15 protein-coding genes are annotated in these 15387 nt (G+C 50.5%); 2 read left to right on the top strand and 13 right to left on the bottom strand.

The annotated features are described in order from the left end of the window. Window positions 1-6: 6 nt before the first annotated feature. From AAGC78_RS09480 to AAGC78_RS09420, 13 genes are all read right to left on the bottom strand, one after another. Window positions 7-1215, bottom strand: a complete 1209-nt coding sequence (locus tag AAGC78_RS09480) for a heme biosynthesis protein HemY (RefSeq protein WP_435783826.1) — start codon at window positions 1213-1215, stop codon at window positions 7-9. Continuing rightward, window positions 1215-2315: a uroporphyrinogen-III C-methyltransferase gene (locus AAGC78_RS09475; RefSeq protein WP_435783825.1), complete on the bottom strand. Its 1101-nt coding sequence runs from the start codon at window positions 2313-2315 to the stop codon at window positions 1215-1217. Before AAGC78_RS09475 ends, AAGC78_RS09480 begins: the two co-directional genes overlap by 1 nt. Before the next feature lie 4 nt (window positions 2316-2319). Next, window positions 2320-3168: a uroporphyrinogen-III synthase gene (locus AAGC78_RS09470; protein ID WP_435783824.1), complete on the bottom strand. Its 849-nt coding sequence runs from the start codon at window positions 3166-3168 to the stop codon at window positions 2320-2322. 3 nt (window positions 3169-3171) lie between these two features. Continuing rightward, window positions 3172-4113, bottom strand: a complete 942-nt coding sequence (gene hemC / locus AAGC78_RS09465; protein ID WP_435783823.1) for a hydroxymethylbilane synthase — start codon at window positions 4111-4113, stop codon at window positions 3172-3174. A 142-nt stretch (window positions 4114-4255) separates the two neighbouring features. Further along, on the bottom strand, window positions 4256-5344 hold the full coding sequence (locus tag AAGC78_RS09460; RefSeq protein WP_435783822.1) for an extracellular solute-binding protein: 1089 nt from the start codon (window positions 5342-5344) through the stop codon (window positions 4256-4258). 1 nt (window position 5345) lies between these two features. After that, a complete protein-coding gene (gene potC, locus AAGC78_RS09455; protein WP_435783821.1) occupies window positions 5346-6113 on the bottom strand; it encodes a spermidine/putrescine ABC transporter permease PotC in 768 nt (255 codons plus the stop codon). Further along, window positions 6097-6969: a spermidine/putrescine ABC transporter permease PotB gene (gene potB / locus AAGC78_RS09450; RefSeq protein ID WP_435783820.1), complete on the bottom strand. Its 873-nt coding sequence runs from the start codon at window positions 6967-6969 to the stop codon at window positions 6097-6099. Before potB ends, potC begins: the two co-directional genes overlap by 17 nt. Continuing rightward, entirely contained in the window at window positions 6959-8059 is a 1101-nt protein-coding gene (gene potA, locus AAGC78_RS09445; protein WP_435783819.1) for a spermidine/putrescine ABC transporter ATP-binding protein PotA, read from the bottom strand. Before potA ends, potB begins: the two co-directional genes overlap by 11 nt. A gap of 307 nt (window positions 8060-8366) precedes the next feature. Continuing rightward, entirely contained in the window at window positions 8367-8687 is a 321-nt protein-coding gene (locus AAGC78_RS09440) for a hypothetical protein (protein WP_435783818.1), read from the bottom strand. 617 nt (window positions 8688-9304) lie between these two features. Beyond that, window positions 9305-9643, bottom strand: coding sequence for a P-II family nitrogen regulator (locus AAGC78_RS09435; RefSeq protein WP_007639554.1), 339 nt, complete (start codon window positions 9641-9643; stop codon window positions 9305-9307). Between the two features lie 198 nt (window positions 9644-9841). Then, window positions 9842-11107 carry an ammonium transporter gene (locus tag AAGC78_RS09430; RefSeq protein ID WP_435783817.1) on the bottom strand — a complete coding sequence of 422 codons (1266 nt, stop codon included), beginning with the start codon at window positions 11105-11107 and terminating at the stop codon, window positions 9842-9844. A 72-nt stretch (window positions 11108-11179) separates the two neighbouring features. Beyond that, entirely contained in the window at window positions 11180-12727 is a 1548-nt protein-coding gene (locus AAGC78_RS09425) for an ammonium transporter (RefSeq protein WP_435783816.1), read from the bottom strand. A gap of 67 nt (window positions 12728-12794) precedes the next feature. Further along, window positions 12795-13133, bottom strand: a complete 339-nt coding sequence (locus AAGC78_RS09420; RefSeq protein WP_435783815.1) for a P-II family nitrogen regulator — start codon at window positions 13131-13133, stop codon at window positions 12795-12797. A gap of 397 nt (window positions 13134-13530) precedes the next feature. Between AAGC78_RS09420 and AAGC78_RS09415 the strand changes: the two genes are divergently transcribed. Next, entirely contained in the window at window positions 13531-13755 is a 225-nt protein-coding gene (locus tag AAGC78_RS09415; protein WP_435783814.1) for an accessory factor UbiK family protein, read from the top strand. A 119-nt stretch (window positions 13756-13874) separates the two neighbouring features. Beyond that, window positions 13875-15383: a YifB family Mg chelatase-like AAA ATPase gene (locus AAGC78_RS09410; RefSeq protein ID WP_435783813.1), complete on the top strand. Its 1509-nt coding sequence runs from the start codon at window positions 13875-13877 to the stop codon at window positions 15381-15383. Window positions 15384-15387: the final 4 nt, after the last annotated feature.

The following is a 15387-nucleotide window of genomic DNA, read 5'->3' as shown; positions in this document are numbered from 1 at the left end:
GCAGAGTTACTTATTGTGCCCGGCAAGCAGCAAACTTTGCTGGTAGTAATCGGCACTCTTTTTGTGATCGCCCAGTTTTTCCATCAAGCGCGCCAGTTCCAAGGTTGCTTCCATCGTCGGCTGCTGATTCAAACTGCGCTGGAAATACTCGCGCGCTAATTCCCACTGCTGGTTGCGCAGCATCAAGCGCCCCATGGTGATCAGCAAAGCTGCATCCTGTGGGCGCCCTTTCAGCCACCCTTCAACTGTGCGAATCTGGCCGTGAATTTCTTTCACTTGCAAACGACCATACAAGCTAACCAATGGCTCATACCAATTACTGGACAAGGCTCTACGCGCAACTACCTCCGCCTCCTGGTCATGATAATTTTCCGCCAGCGCTTGCGCATAAGCAGTGACAACTGCAGGTGTTTTTTGCAGGCTGCGCGAATAGGATTTCCACTGCACTTGCAACGCGGGCAAACGCTCGGCAATCAGCAGGGATTTGCTTTGCTCGCCCAGTGCTTTCATTTTTTCACAGGCCAGCATCACTTCCAACGCGGTAAATTCCACGTTAGATAACACTTTTGCTTTGCGCATTGCCGGGAACATGTCTTCCAGTGCGCGCCAATTTTTCTGCGCGATATACACATGGTGCATCAAGTCCAACACGGCGGCCTGACGCGGCATTTTTATATCAATCGGTTTTAAAATTTCGATCGCTTTTTCGTAGCGCGCCGCTTGCACATGCAAACGCGCACGCGTTAATGCAACAGGTAATTCGCTGTGTGCAATGGTAAGCGCTTTATCCAGAATGTTATCGGCTTCGGCTTCATCACCCATTTCAAAGCTGCTGCGTGCAGCGGCAATATAGTTAGCGAGTGGATATTCGACCTTATCCAAGGTGCGCACTAATTTTTTGCGCGCTTCCAGCCAATCGCCGGTGAGGTAATCCACCATGCCGGTGGCAGCGCGTTTTTGCGCGCGCTCAACACTGCCGAACAGAAACATTTCGCGGAACCGGCGCGCCATCTCTGCGCCGCCCAGCAGCAGTTTACGTACCGACCACACCAGCAGATATAAAATCACCAGCGCAAAGGCGGCAACCCACAGGGTCATCTCGATCGTTTTTGTACCATAGGCAATCAGTAAGTAACCATCACCGCGCCAGAGTAAAAAAAACAGTACCGCAATAAATAGCAGGAATAGAATTGCTTTGATCAGGCGACGTCTCATTAGCGCACCCCACGACGGGCAGCGGCCATTTTTTCGCGCTTGTCGATATATTCAGTCAGCGCGGATGACGAGTTACTGAAATTAGTCAGGTCGGGTGAAATTTCTTCCTGCTGCAAGGATTGCAATTCTTCTAGCGCCGCTGACGCTTTTTCGTTGAGGTTGTAATACTGGTTGATCCAGTTTTGCGCTTTTACCAAACTTTCCTGATAAATCGCCTCTTCGTTGCGTAGCAGGGCAACCTGCGCTTGCTCAAGCATCAAGCGTAAATTTTGTTGTAAGTATTTTTGCTCTGCGGGTGGCAGTACAGCATTGATCTCTTTGCCATGGTCGCGCACACGCACATAGGAACCTAACTTGTGCAGCAGCGCATAAAAACCGCGCGTGATTTTTTGTTTAAGGGTTTCATCTTCAGGCACAACATCTTCTTCAAGCACATCAACTTGGGTACCGAGAGGTTCGATAAAAGGAATTGCATCAATCTGGTTGGACAGGGCCGACAAGCGCAAATAAATACCTTCGCGATCAATCACACCGGCCAGTTTCAATACCGCAATTTCTTCGGCTAATAATTTGCGCACACTGACCAAATCTGCCTGGTCGATATCGCGCAATACATCATCAGCTGACAATGCCAGCGCCAGTGCATTCTGGCTGTCTTTTTCCAACAGAATACGCTGGTCAGCAAGGCGCAATAAATATTGGGCTTCCTGCAACTTCCACTCATCGCGATTGGTGCTCGACAGGGATAACAAGCGTGCGTTGTTGCTATCGAGCTGTTCGGCCAGATCATTCAGGTTTGCTTGCACTGCCGCTTGCTGCTCAACAAATTCTTTATCGAGCGTGTCTTCCAGTACTTGTTGGCGAGCTTCAACAGCCTGGGTTTGCTGCTCAACCTGCGCACGCAAATCGCTAATGATTTGCTCCTGGGTTTGCGTCTGCTTATAGAAAAAGGTAACGCTAAAACCAATTGCGGTGATAATCAAAATTACGAACAACCACAACAAGCCAACGTTGGCCGATTGTTTTTTTGCGGGCGCTGGTGCTGCAGCAGGCGCGGGGCTGACAGGTTGTTGCTCGATGGTCGAATCGTAATCAGTCACTGTGTTAATCCTGTAATGAAATGCACTCTTGCGTGCGACAATAATTTAACAAAGCCGCCGTCATGGCGTTATCCGTAGCATTCTCTGCACAAATGATGCGCTTGAATCCTGCTGCTTGGGCTGCACTCACCAAGCGCTGGCTTGGCACTAACAATAAAGTGGATTGAAATAAAGCCAGCACTTTTTCTCGAAGCGGAGAACCCAAACCATTAATTAAATGATGCAGATTCTGCAAACTCTCGCCGCTGTGCAAACACAAAATTATTGCACCGGATTGTGTTTCTGCAGCGGCGATTATTTCCGTTAATTGCGCGTTTGCCCCTGCAGGCAATTGGCGCTCATACAATTCGCAGTACTCAACCTTGGCACCACGTTTACGCAATTCTTCTGCGAGATGACCGCGCCCACCACAGCCGCGAAAGATCAGAATTTTTTCACCATCGACACCCTGCAAGTGCTCCGCACTTAACAAGTCTTCACTGGTCATGCCGCCGCTTTCACTTACGGCCAAATCTTGCACGCGCAATCCATAGCTGGCCAATTTTTTTGCCGTTGTCGAACCCACCGCAAAATAATCAATTCCTATCGGCAGCTGCGGCCAATAATTTTCCAACCACTCCATGCCATAGTCGACTGCATTCTGGCTGACGAAAATCACTTTCTGGTAGAGATCAAAATCCAGGATTTTGTTTTTAATCGCGCGGATTTTGGCTTCATCTTCCACCGCGCTAATCGCCAATAAATTCAGGCGCGCGGTGGTAAACCCCAATGATTCCAATTGCGCAGCCCAAGGTGCTGCTTGCGCCTCTGGCCGGGTTATTACAATGCGATGTTCTTGCAGCGAATCAACCATGGTTTATTCCGCGTCCGCATACACCTCGGCGAGGATTTTATCCGCACCCGCCGCGAGTAAACGCTCGGCCAATTCAATACCGATTTTTTCAGCATCGGCGACTGGCCCGGTAATTTCGTCAAATAACATTTGGCTACCGTCAGGTGAGCCTACCAAACCACGCAGCCATAAATTGTCATCTTGATGCAGCGCGTAGCAGGCGATGGGCACCTGACAGCCACCTTGCAGGTGACGATTCATCGCGCGCTCAGCCAGCACTTGTTCGGCAGTGGTTTGGTGATGCAAAGGTTTAAGCAATTCGATGGTAGCCGCATCATCCAACCGGCATTCAATTCCCACCGCACCTTGCCCACCCGCCGGCAAACTTTGCTCGGGTGTGATGTAGGCGCGGATACGCTCTTTCAATTCCAGACGGATAAGACCCGCGGCGGCGAGGATAATTGCATCGTATTCACCATCGTCCAATTTTTGCAGACGCGTCTGTACGTTGCCACGCAAAAATTTGATCTCTAAATCAGGGCGACTCGCCAGCAATTGGCATTGGCGGCGCAAGCTGGAAGTGCCCACAACAGCGCCTTGCGGCAATTCATCAAGGGAAGCAAAACGGTTAGAGACGAATGCATCGCGTGCGTCTTCACGCGGGCAAATCACCGACAAGCCCAAGCCCTGCGGAAATTCCATCGGCACATCTTTCATGGAGTGCACGGCGATATCCGCTTCATTGGCCAGCAGCGCCTGCTCCAGCTCTTTAACGAACAGGCCTTTGCCACCGACTTTGGCGAGGGGAACGTCGAGAATTTTATCACCGCGACTGGTGAGCGGAACCAGCTCGACCTGCAGGCCGGGGTGGTGTTTTTCCAATTCGGCTTTGACGTATTCTGCCTGCCAGAGGGCAAGCAAACTTTTGCGGGTGGCGATGCGCAAAGGGCGCGAGGTGTAGGTCATGGCAAAAAATCACGCTATTCGTTTAATAGCGGCCATGATACCACTCTGATTCAGGATGGGGACGGTCGATATTGGCGGAGCGGAATTTAGGGCGAAAAAAAGCCAGCACTGAGGCTGGCTTTTTCGTGAATCGCGCGGCGGATTATTGACCCGCTTTCAGCAATTCCCAGTATTTTTCGTAAACCAGAACGGTATCACCCAGATCCTGGTGGAAGCTGCCTTTGGCAATATCTTCCGCCGCAGGGAATACAGTTTTGTTGGTGCGCAATGCTTCGTCCAACAGCGCGATACCGGCAGTGTTTGGTGCAGCGTAGCCCAGCTCTTCAATAGCCGCTTTAGCACTTTCAGCACGCAGCATGAAATCGATGAACTTGTGCGCGTTTTCTACGTTAGCAGCACCTTTTGGAATCACAAAGCTGTCTACCCAAAGTACCGCACCTTCTTCAGGATAGATGTACTGCAGGTCTTCCATCTCTTGTTGCGCCATGTAGGCTTCGCCGTTCCAGATAGCGCCGATGCTGACGTTACCCTGGATCAATGGGGTTTTTGGCGAGTCGGAGTTGATCACCTTGATGCTTGGCCACAGGGTTTTCAGCTTCTCGTAAGCCGCTTTGATTTCTTCTTCATTGGTGCTGTTGTTCTGGAAACCAGCAACGCGCAGACCTACGTAGAAGTTGTCACGGACGTCGTCCATGATCATCAACTTGCCCTTGTATTCCGGCTTCCACAAATCAGCCCACTTGGTGATTTTGCTGGCATCAACGTCTTTGTTGTTGATCGCAATCGAAGTCGCGCCCCACAGGTAGGGAACACTGAAATCGTTATTGGGATCGTACGGCTTGTTCATCATGTTTGGATCGAGATGGCCGTAGTTAGTCAGCAAGTCTTTTTTGATCGGTTGGATCAAGCCTTCTTTGCGCATTTTTTCTACATAGAAAGTAGATGGCACGGCGATGTCGTAGCCCTTACCTTCCATCAATTTGATTTTGGCATACATCGCCTCGTTACTTTCGTAAGTGGCGTATTCAACTTCGATACCGGTTTCTTTGGTGAATTGTTCCAGAACGGCAGCGGGAATGTATTCGGTCCAGTTGTAGATCACAACTTTTTGTGGGCCAGCAGGAGCTTGCGCTGCTGGTGTGGCTGCAGTTTCAGCAGGAGCCTGATTTGCAGGTTTATCGGAACATCCACCGATCATTAAGGCAGCGGCCAGAGCCAACCATTTTTTCATCTTATTTATCCTCACGTAAGAGAAGTTGGGAAATAACAACCAGTACCAAAGAAACAACGAGCAAAATCGTCGATATCGCATTTACCTCGGGCGATACACCTACGCGCACCATGGAATACACCTTGAGCGGCAGGATTTCATATCCGGGGCCAGTGACAAACGCACTCACGATAACGTCATCCAGCGACAGGGTAAAACTCAATAGCCAACCCGCCGACACTGCAGGCAATGCCAGCGGCAGGATAATTTTCCAGAAAATACGGCTCTCGCTCGCGCCTAAATCGCGTGCGGCTTCCAGCATTTTCATATCAAACCCTTTGAGGCGCGAATAGACAGCCACAATCACAAACGGTAAACAGAAAGTGATGTGGCCAATCACCAGCGACACAAAGCCCAGTTTGATACCGAGCGCCATAAATACAATCAGCAGCGAAATTGCCATCACAATTTCCGGTGTCAGCATACTCACAAACACCATCGACGACAGCAGCGCTTTACCCTTGAACTGATAACGGTGTAATGCAACAGCAGCAAGCGTGCCAATGATCGTCGCGACACTGGCCGCCACTATCGAAACCGTCAGCGAATTCAGGGCTGCCGTCATTAAACCATCATTGTTCCAAAACTTTTCGTACCACTTGAAAGTGAAGCCGCCCCACTTAATGCCGTACTTGGATGCATTAAAAGAGTTCACGACCAGCACCAAAATGGGGATATAGATCAGCGTCAGGATCAGCCCCATGAAACCCCATCTAAAAATCGGAGCCATTGAGTCCTCCTTGCTTGCTGACAAAGCGGGATGCACGGAAATAGAGCCACAGCATAAATCCGAGCAGCACAATCAAAATAACGCTGAATGCCGAACCGAACGGCCAATCGCGGGTATGCAGAAATTGAGTTTTGATCACGTTACCGAGCAGCAAGTTTTTGGCCCCGCCAAGCAAGTCGGAGATGTAGAACATACCCATCGCTGGCAACAGCACCATCAAACAACCCGCCACAATACCGGGCGATGTGAGCGGCACGGTGATATGCCAAAAACGGCTCAGTGGGCCCGCCCCTAAATCGCGCGCGGCGTGATGCAAACGCACATCGAGTTTTTCCAGCGCAGAATAAAGTGGCAGCACCATAAACGGCAACAGGATGTAACAGAGGCCGAGAATCACCGCGAACTGGGTATAGAGCAATTGCAGTGGTTTATCGATCAACCCCAAGCCTATGAGCGATTTATTGATGATGCCTTGGTTACCCAAAATAAATTGGATCGCGTAGGTACGCACCAGCGAGTTGGTCCAAAAAGGCAAAATCACCAAAAACAAAATCACCGGTTGCCAACGTTTGGGCAAACTCACAATTGCCATCGCAAAGGGATAGCCGATAAACAGACACACAATCATCGCCAGCAGCGACATGCGCAGCGAATCCCACAATACTTTCAGATACAGAAAATCCAGGGTGCGGATGTAGCTATCGGCGTTGATCGGCAAACTGACGGTCGCCTGTGGATCGCGCGTGAGAAAGCTGGTGAAGATCACCAATAAATTGGGAAAGAAAACAAACAGTGTCAGCCAGACACTGGCGAGCCCAATGGCCCAAAAACGGAACTGGCCGACATTAGTCTTCATGAGGCAACACCACTTCCCAGCCCGGCACCCACTTGATCGCCACCTTTTGGTTCAGGCTGTAATCGAATGAAGGATCATCTTCATCGAAGAACTCGCTGGCGATAACTTCAATACCGGAAGGTAAGCGAATCAGGGAGTCGAGGGTTTTACCCTTATAGTTGCGCTCGATCACCGTACCCACCAAATACTGGTCGGGATGCGGGTCATCGATGTATTCCACGCGCACATCTTCCGGGCGCAGCAACACATTTACCTTATCGCCCACTTTGAAGTTGTGCTCGGCGTGCAAACGCCACTTCAAACCTTCTACTTTTACTTCGTATTCGTGATTGCCATCGATCTCGACAATCTCGCCGGCAAGCTGGTTGATCTCGCCGATAAATTTGGCCACAAACAAATTCGCAGGCTGCTCGTAGATTTCGCGCGGCGTACCCAACTGCTGCACCTTGCCCTTGTTCATTACCACTACGCGGTCTGACATGGACAGCGCTTCTTCCTGATCGTGGGTCACGTACACAAAGGTGATGCCGAGTTTGCGCTGCAGGCGCTTGAGTTCGATCTGCATTTGCTGACGCAATTTGTAATCGAGCGCCGAGAGGGATTCGTCGAGCAATAACAATTTGGGGCGATTCACTACCGCGCGCGCGATAGCAACACGCTGCTGCTGGCCGCCTGAGAGTTGCGACGGCTTGCGCTGGGCAAAATCACCAAGGCGCACCATTTCCAATGCTTCCGCCACACGGGGGGCGATTTCTTCTTTGGCTACGCCACTCATACGCAGGCCAAAGGCGACGTTGTCGAACACCGTCATATGGGGAAAGAGCGCGTAACTTTGGAATACGGTATTGATCGGACGCTTTTCAGCAGGCACTTGGCCAATATCCTGGCCATCTAACTGGATATTGCCGGTATCAGTATCTTCCAACCCCGCGATCATTCTGAGCACGGTAGTTTTGCCGCAGCCAGACGGGCCTAGCAAGGTGAAAAATTCACCGTCAAAAATGGTGAGATCGAAATTGTCGAGAACTCGGTTACTGCCATACGTCTTGGACAGATTATTGAGATTTAGCAGGGCGCGCGGTTCATTCACCTCGACAGAGCTCCTCTAGTTATTTTGACAGGGATCAGTAGTCACGCGCGATGTGCAGTCGGGACATTGGTAGTAACAACAGTAGTAAAAGTGGTAGTAAAAACCGGCACTGGGTAAGGTGTGGAACCTACGCAAAAGCCACGCCATTCTACTCAAAGAAAGAGATAAAAATCCAGCATTCGGCAGCGCAAAAATCAACCAGGCGACTTGAGCTAAGCCTATGGATTTAAAGAAGAAACGATTTGATCCGACAAATCCCTGAAAACAAATCGGCTCCCGTTAGGAGCCGATAGCGGACAGCGACTTTTTAGATGGGGCGACCACCGTAGTCAGGGGTCGGCTTTTTTGGTGGATCAGCAGTAACGTTAGCCGGCACTTCGTTGATCTTGCCACCGCGCGCCAGGAACGCCGCAATTTGATCTTCCAGTTCATCGCGTGCCTTCTGGCGCGATGCAATACTGAAATCCTCTAGCGCTTCTGATTCAGCAGCCGCCTTGGAGGACGAACTGGCATAACTTGCTCCATCACTATCGCTATCAACAGCATCATCGCCATCGTCAGCATCATCCTCGCCGTCTGCACCAGTATCATCCAGCTCTTCGTCGTTAATGGAATCTTCATCAGTCATAATGTCACCTGAAACTTTTACAATGTGAGTTCTTAGTATTTTCATCCCGCCGAAGCCTAACTTCACTTCGCTGACGGCTCCGGCTAATTTATAGCGCAGACTCTTTCAAACGTCATGATAATTGGTGATGAATTTTTAGGCTTTTTTTCTCTTACTGACAGCCATTGCGGCGGATTTTAGTTATTAACCCTACGCAAGTCTAGAGCTGACATTAAGCGTGAAAAAAAGTTACAGCAGTGGCTGATTTTTTACTCAACAGGCTGCTATATGTGTCCTGGCTAACACTGGCCGCACCTCTATACCATCCCTTTGTATAGACACAATCCACGGTAATTGCTCACCCAATATTGAGCGCAACTCGCGAGCATAATTCAATATCATTACACGCTTTTGTTGCAGAAAAAATTTTCCTGCATCGCTCACCACTGTCTGTATACAACCTATAGATCCAGCCGTATAAATGAGCAACTTTTTTTGCGTATTTTTTATCCCGCGCACAACTTTATTGATTGATACAAATTAACGCAGTGAATTTTTACCATAAAAAAACGCCACTGATTAGGTGACGTTTTTATTATCCACAGCCGTTTGTTAACGACTGTAAACCAGCAGTTTAATTAAACAGCATCAGAACCGGTTTCGCCGGTACGGATACGAATAATTTCATCCAGCGGAGCGATGAAAATTTTACCATCACCAATTTTGCCAGTTTGTGCTGCTTTGGTAATTGCCTCTACCGCTTGCTCAACCATTGAGTCGTCTACTGCCAACTCGATTTTTACTTTCGGTAAAAAATCAACTACGTATTCAGCACCGCGGTAAAGTTCGGTGTGACCCTTTTGACGGCCAAAGCCTTTAACTTCAGTCACCGTCATCCCCTGAACACCAACATCTGACAGAGCAGTGCGGACGTCGTCGAGTTTGAAAGGTTTTACAACAGCTGTAATCAGTTTCATTATTAATTCCTTTGCTGGAGTCTTGTGAATGCTGGTGCCGGAAAACTCATACTAACATCGGGTTAGCTTAAGTCCGGTAACTTGAGGTAAAGATACACCCAAGCTTCGCGAATCAACAACAACTTTAGTAAGTGATAAGGGTTTTTACAGTGGCGACCGATGTAAGCACATCAATCGCCACCCGGTTTTGTCGAGCAATTACTTGTTAGTGAACTCTGGATAGGCCTCCATACCGCATTCGACCAAATCCACACCTTCGAACTCTTCTTCCTCTGTAACGCGGATGCCCATGACGAGTTTGATCGCAAACCACACCACCAGGCTAACACTGAATACCCATCCGAAAATGGTCAGCGCACCGGTTAATTGACCGAGGAAGCTGGTGCCTTCAGCAGTGAAGGGGACGACCAATAATCCAAATAAGCCTGCACCACCGTGTACCGAAATAGCACCAACCGGATCATCGATACGCAGCTTATCCAGAGTCAGGATACAGAACACAACCAATACGCCGGCTATCACACCAATGACAGCAGATGCCAATGGACTTGGAGTATCCGGGCTTGCGGTGATCGCAACCAAACCTGCCAAGGCGCCGTTGAGGATCATGGTGAGGTCAGCTTTACCAAACAGGATACGCGCGACGATTAATGCACCAATAAGACCACCCGCCGCCGCCGCATTGGTATTTACAAACACCACAGCAACCGAGTTGGCACTGGCGATATCACCCAGTTTGAGCACTGATCCACCATTAAAGCCGAACCAGCCGAACCAGAGGATCAATGTACCCAAAGTTGCCAATGGCAAATTAGCGCCGGTAATTGCATTAATCTCACCATTTGGACCGTATTTACCTCTGCGCGCACCAAGCAGTATCACACCGGCCAAGGCGGCAGACGCACCGGCTAAATGGACAACACCTGAACCGGCGAAATCCTTAAAGCCAAACTGGTCGTCCAGATTCAAGCCAAATACGCCTTCTGCTCCCCAGGTCCATGAACCTTGCATTGGATAAATAAAGCCAACCATAAACAGAGAGAACAGCAAAAACGCCCAGAGTTTCATCCGCTCGGCAACAGCACCGGAGACAATCGACATACAGGTTGCGGCAAATACCACTTGAAAGAAAAAGTCAGACGCACCTGAATAAATTGCACCGCCGCTAATACCATCTTCACGCTCGGAAAAACTCTTCAGTGTTTCAGTGACATCAACAACACCAATACCACTCAGGAAAAAGTTGCCGCCGTACATAATGGCGTAACCACAGGCGAGATACATGATGCTGGCGGTTGCGTAGAGCACAACGTTTTTGGTCAAGATTTCCGTTGTGTTTTTAGCGCGGACCAAACCGGATTCCAACATCGCGAAGCCAGCTGCCATCCACATGACCAAGGCACCGCAAATCAAAAAATAGAAGGTATCAAGGGCATACTGGATATGGTAAATATTGTCTTCCATTAGTCTTCCTCGTCAGCGATAAGCTCAATCAAAAAAGGCTCCTTACCTGCGCAAGGAGCCTTCTGCTAACAATTACATGTGGTAGCCACGCTCACCGTGTTCTGCAGTATCAAGACCTTCGGTCTCAACTTCTTCAGTTACACGCAGACCGATTACGATATCGATCAGTTTGAACGCGATGAAAGACACTACACCGGACCAGAGGATGGTGATCAATACACCTTTGGTTTGGATCCAGGTTTGTGCGCCTATACCCGCGAAGCCCCAAGTGCCAGCAACGTAGTCGTACACACCGGTACCACCGAGGTCTGGGCTGTTAAACACGCCAGTCAGGATCGCACCAACGATACCGCCTACGCAGTGAACGCCGAATACGTCGAGTGAATCGTCATAACCCAACCAAGCTTTCAGTTTGATTACGGCAACCATACAGATGAAGCCACCAGCGATACCGATTACCAGCGCGCCCATCGGGCCAACCCAACCACAAGCTGGAGTGATTGCAACCAGACCAGCAATCGCACCTGAAGCAGCGCCCAGCATGGTTGGTTTACCGCGGATTACCCACTCACCGAAGGTCCAGGCCAATACTGCAGCAGCAGTTGCAAGGAAGGTGTTGATGAATACTTGCGCAGCGAAGGCGTTAGCTTCCAGGTTTGAACCCACGTTGAAGCCGAACCAACCCACCCACAGGATCGCAGCACCCACCATAGTGAATGGCACATTGTGTGGAGCAAGAGAAGAATTACCGAAACCTTTACGCTTACCGATCAGGATACAACCTACCAAACCTGCGATACCGGCGTTGATGTGAACTACGGTACCACCGGCAAAGTCCAGCGCACCCAGTTGGAAGATATAACCTGCACCAGCGGTTGCAGCAGCGGCAGCATCAGCAGTGGTGTAAGCGTCAGGACCGGCCCAGAACCACACCATGTGTGCCACTGGTAAGTAGGCGAAGGTGAACCAGATCACTGCGAAGATCAGTACCGCAGAGAACTTCATACGCTCAGCGAACGCACCTACGATCAAGCAAGGAGTCAATGCAGCGAAGGTCATTTGGAACGCAGCGTACATATATTCAGGGATATAAATGCCTTTAGAGAAAGTCGCTGCTGGCAGCAAGTTACCGGCTGCGTCGAGCATATCTTTCAGGAACAAGCGGTCGAAACCACCGAAGAATGCCGTGCTGCCTTGGGTAAAGGCGAGTGAGTATCCGTAGATCGACCAGAGAACGGCGATCAAACAGAAGGTCACGAACACTTGCATGGACAATGACAGAATGTTTTTGGCGCGAACCATACCGCCGTAAAACAGCGCGAGGCCCGGCAATACCATGAAGATAACCAGCAAGGTTGCGGTCAGCATCCAGGCGATATCGCCCTTCTCAAAAGTAGCGGCAACCGGTGCAGCTTCCTCTTCAGCAGGTGCAGCGGCAGCTTCTACCGGCGCTGCAGCTTCAGCAGCGGGTTCGACTACGGCTTCAGCAGCAACAGATGAAACAGCGTCAGCAGCAGGTGCAACATCATCCTGTGCCCAGAGGCTGCCGGCGGGCAGCATTAGCGCGGCCAGTAAGGCCAGCGGTGCGAGCTTGGCGCCCATACGAATTAGTTTATTCACGAATAAATTCTCCTGAGTGATTTACTGATGCTAGCAAGCTGTACTGACCTGCCCGCTTGTTATTGATCTAAAGAGCATCGTTACCGGTTTCGCCGGTGCGAATACGCACCACTTGCTCCAAATCGGAAACAAATATTTTCCCGTCACCAATCTTGCTGCTGTTGGCAGCTTTACTGATCGCTTCCACTACTGTGTCGGCTTCAGCATCAGAGACGGCAATCTCAACTTTGGTTTTCGGCAAAAAATCCACCACGTACTCTGCCCCGCGGTAGAGTTCAGAGTGGCCTTTCTGACGGCCAAAGCCTTTTACTTCTGTGACGGTCATACCGTGCACGCCTATGTCGGAGAGGGCTTCACGCACCACATCCAGCTTGAACGGCTTGATGATCGCTGTTACCAATTTCATCGATTGCACTCCTGAAAAAATCCCGAACCGGAAGGTGCGGGAAACACCGGAAATACTGCTTGAATAGGAAGTTGTCGCTGAAAAGCCGGCATTAACTACTCAATAGCGATTTTGCACAGAGCAGGCCAATTTCATTAAATTCATTAAAATCATATAGATAGCTATATTCCGTGGCCTCAAAACAGCAAATATCTAAGTTCGCATACAAGCCATGCACCATTTTCGATCAACCGGTTAAACAACAAGCACCAATAGTGCACATCGACACCTGAAACCACATATTGAGTAAATTGAGATGCCCCGCCGCCAGTTCACTGCGGGTGCAGCAACGCGGGGGAAAAGGTACACTCCGGTATCGCACGCACAGAGCGCGCCCTATCGATCACGAGAATGAAAAATGATTAAAGACCTGGCCCAGCGCCTGTTGGATGAACTGCAAACCCAATTCCCGAATGCCGACCAAATACTGCCGAAACGCGAGCTGCACATCGCCCTGCAAGCCGCGCTGGCAAAACTGGATTTGGTTACCCGGGAGGAGTTTGATGCCCAAGCGGCGGTACTGCAGCGCACCCGCCAAAAACTGGAAGCGCTGGAACAAGCATTGGCGCGTCTGGAACAGTAAATTAAGGCGGGACGGACAATTGTGTTCGTCCGCCCGATTGCTTTATAGTCGGGGCGCAATCAGCGGCAGGAACCGCGAAACCCAAAAAAATCGTTCAAAAACAAACACAAGGATCGTCAATGTCACTCGCCATCGTAAACTCGCGCGCCAAACTTGGCATCAATGCCCCGCAAGTCACTGTTGAAGTCCACATCTCCAACGGCTTACCCAGTCTCTCCATCGTCGGCTTGCCCGAAACGGCGGTAAAAGAAAGTAAGGATCGGGTGCGCAGCGCCTTGATCAACAGCCACCTGGAATTTCCCGCCCAGCGAATTACCGTCAATCTCGCACCAGCCGATTTGCCAAAAGAAGGCGGCCGCTACGATTTACCCATCGCGCTCGGCATACTCGCCGCCTCGGGGCAGATCCCGCTCGAACAATTGGAACGCTACGAATTTCTGGGCGAACTCGCGCTCTCTGGCGAATTGCGCTCAATTAGTGCGGCGCTTCCCGCTGCACTTGCCTGCGGCGACGCCAAACGTGACTTGATTATTAGCACCGACAACGCCAACGAAGCCGCCTTTAGCAGTATCACGCGCGTATTTGGTGCAGCTAACCTATTGCAGGTGTGCGCCCACTTGCACCAACGCGAACAGCTGCCGCTGGCCGTGGCAAAGCAAGATAACAGCGAAGTTGCGCAAGATCCCTTGGATATCCTCGACGTAAAAGGCCAATCACAAGCCAAACGCGCCTTGGAAATCGCCGCCAGTGGCGGCCACAACCTGTTGTTTTATGGCCCACCGGGAACTGGAAAAACCATGCTCGCAAGCCGCTTACCGGGAATCCTGCCGGGTTTAAGTGAGCGGGAGATGCTGGATGTCGCGGCGATTTATTCAGTCGCGGCGCAATCGCAGGATTATCACTGGCGTCGCCGCCCATTTCGCGCGCCGCACCATACAGCCTCGGCAATCGCGTTGGTGGGGGGAGGAAGCAATCCCAAGCCAGGAGAAATTTCGTTGTCGCACGCAGGTGTTTTGTTCCTTGATGAATTACCCGAGTTTTCAAGAAAAGTATTGGAAGTATTGCGCGAGCCACTCGAAAGCGGCGAAGTACGCATTTCGCGGGCGCGCAGTCAGGCATGCTTTCCTGCGAGGTTTCAGCTGGTCGCTGCAATGAATCCCTGCCCCTGTGGATATCACGGTAGCGATGCAAATCGCTGTCGCTGCACGCCAGATCAAGTGAAACGCTATCGCGATAAAATTTCCGGGCCACTTCTTGATCGTATTGATATGCACGTACCCGTAAGAGGCTTACGCCAAGGCGAATTACAAAATAAAAGCCAGGGTGATAACAGTGAAATTATCCGTGCGCGTGTTGAGCAGGCGCGTGCGCGGCAACTTGCGCGGCAGGGAAAAGCAAACCATCAATTAAGTGCGCCGGAATTGGAAGTGCATTGCGAATTGAGCGCGAGTGATAAGGCGTTACTTGAGCAGGCGATTACCAAATTGGGATTATCAACCCGTGCTTATCACCGCGTGCTGAAATTGGCGCGCACCCTTGCCGATATGGCCGGGCGCGAACAGGTCAATACAGTGGATATTAGCGAGGCTTTAAGTTACCGCACACTTGATCGCCAAAGCGGCAATTAAATTG

It is taken from the genome of Cellvibrio sp. (assembly GCF_039207905.1).
Lineage (GTDB): Bacteria > Pseudomonadota > Gammaproteobacteria > Pseudomonadales > Cellvibrionaceae > Cellvibrio.
Note: the sequence above shows the minus strand (reverse complement) of the source record. Positions and strands in the feature narration are given on the sequence as shown.

Bases quoted from the DNA above. Each gene is read 5' to 3' on its own strand.
- AAGC78_RS09410 (WP_435783813.1), top strand. From the start codon at position 13,875: ATGTCACTCGCCATCGTAAACTCGCGCGCCAAACTTGGCATCAATGCC.
- AAGC78_RS09435 (WP_007639554.1), bottom strand. From the start codon at position 9,643: ATGAAACTGATTACAGCTGTTGTAAAACCTTTCAAACTCGACGACGTC.
- AAGC78_RS09440 (WP_435783818.1), bottom strand. From the start codon at position 8,687: ATGACTGATGAAGATTCCATTAACGACGAAGAGCTGGATGATACTGGT.
- AAGC78_RS09415 (WP_435783814.1), top strand. From the start codon at position 13,531: ATGATTAAAGACCTGGCCCAGCGCCTGTTGGATGAACTGCAAACCCAA.
- potC (WP_435783821.1), bottom strand. From the start codon at position 6,113: ATGGCTCCGATTTTTAGATGGGGTTTCATGGGGCTGATCCTGACGCTG.
- AAGC78_RS09420 (WP_435783815.1), bottom strand. From the start codon at position 13,133: ATGAAATTGGTAACAGCGATCATCAAGCCGTTCAAGCTGGATGTGGTG.
- AAGC78_RS09480 (WP_435783826.1), bottom strand. From the start codon at position 1,215: ATGAGACGTCGCCTGATCAAAGCAATTCTATTCCTGCTATTTATTGCG.
- AAGC78_RS09430 (WP_435783817.1), bottom strand. From the start codon at position 11,107: ATGGAAGACAATATTTACCATATCCAGTATGCCCTTGATACCTTCTAT.
- potB (WP_435783820.1), bottom strand. From the start codon at position 6,969: ATGAAGACTAATGTCGGCCAGTTCCGTTTTTGGGCCATTGGGCTCGCC.
- hemC (WP_435783823.1), bottom strand. From the start codon at position 4,113: ATGACCTACACCTCGCGCCCTTTGCGCATCGCCACCCGCAAAAGTTTG.
- AAGC78_RS09460 (WP_435783822.1), bottom strand. From the start codon at position 5,344: ATGAAAAAATGGTTGGCTCTGGCCGCTGCCTTAATGATCGGTGGATGT.
- AAGC78_RS09470 (WP_435783824.1), bottom strand. From the start codon at position 3,168: ATGGTTGATTCGCTGCAAGAACATCGCATTGTAATAACCCGGCCAGAG.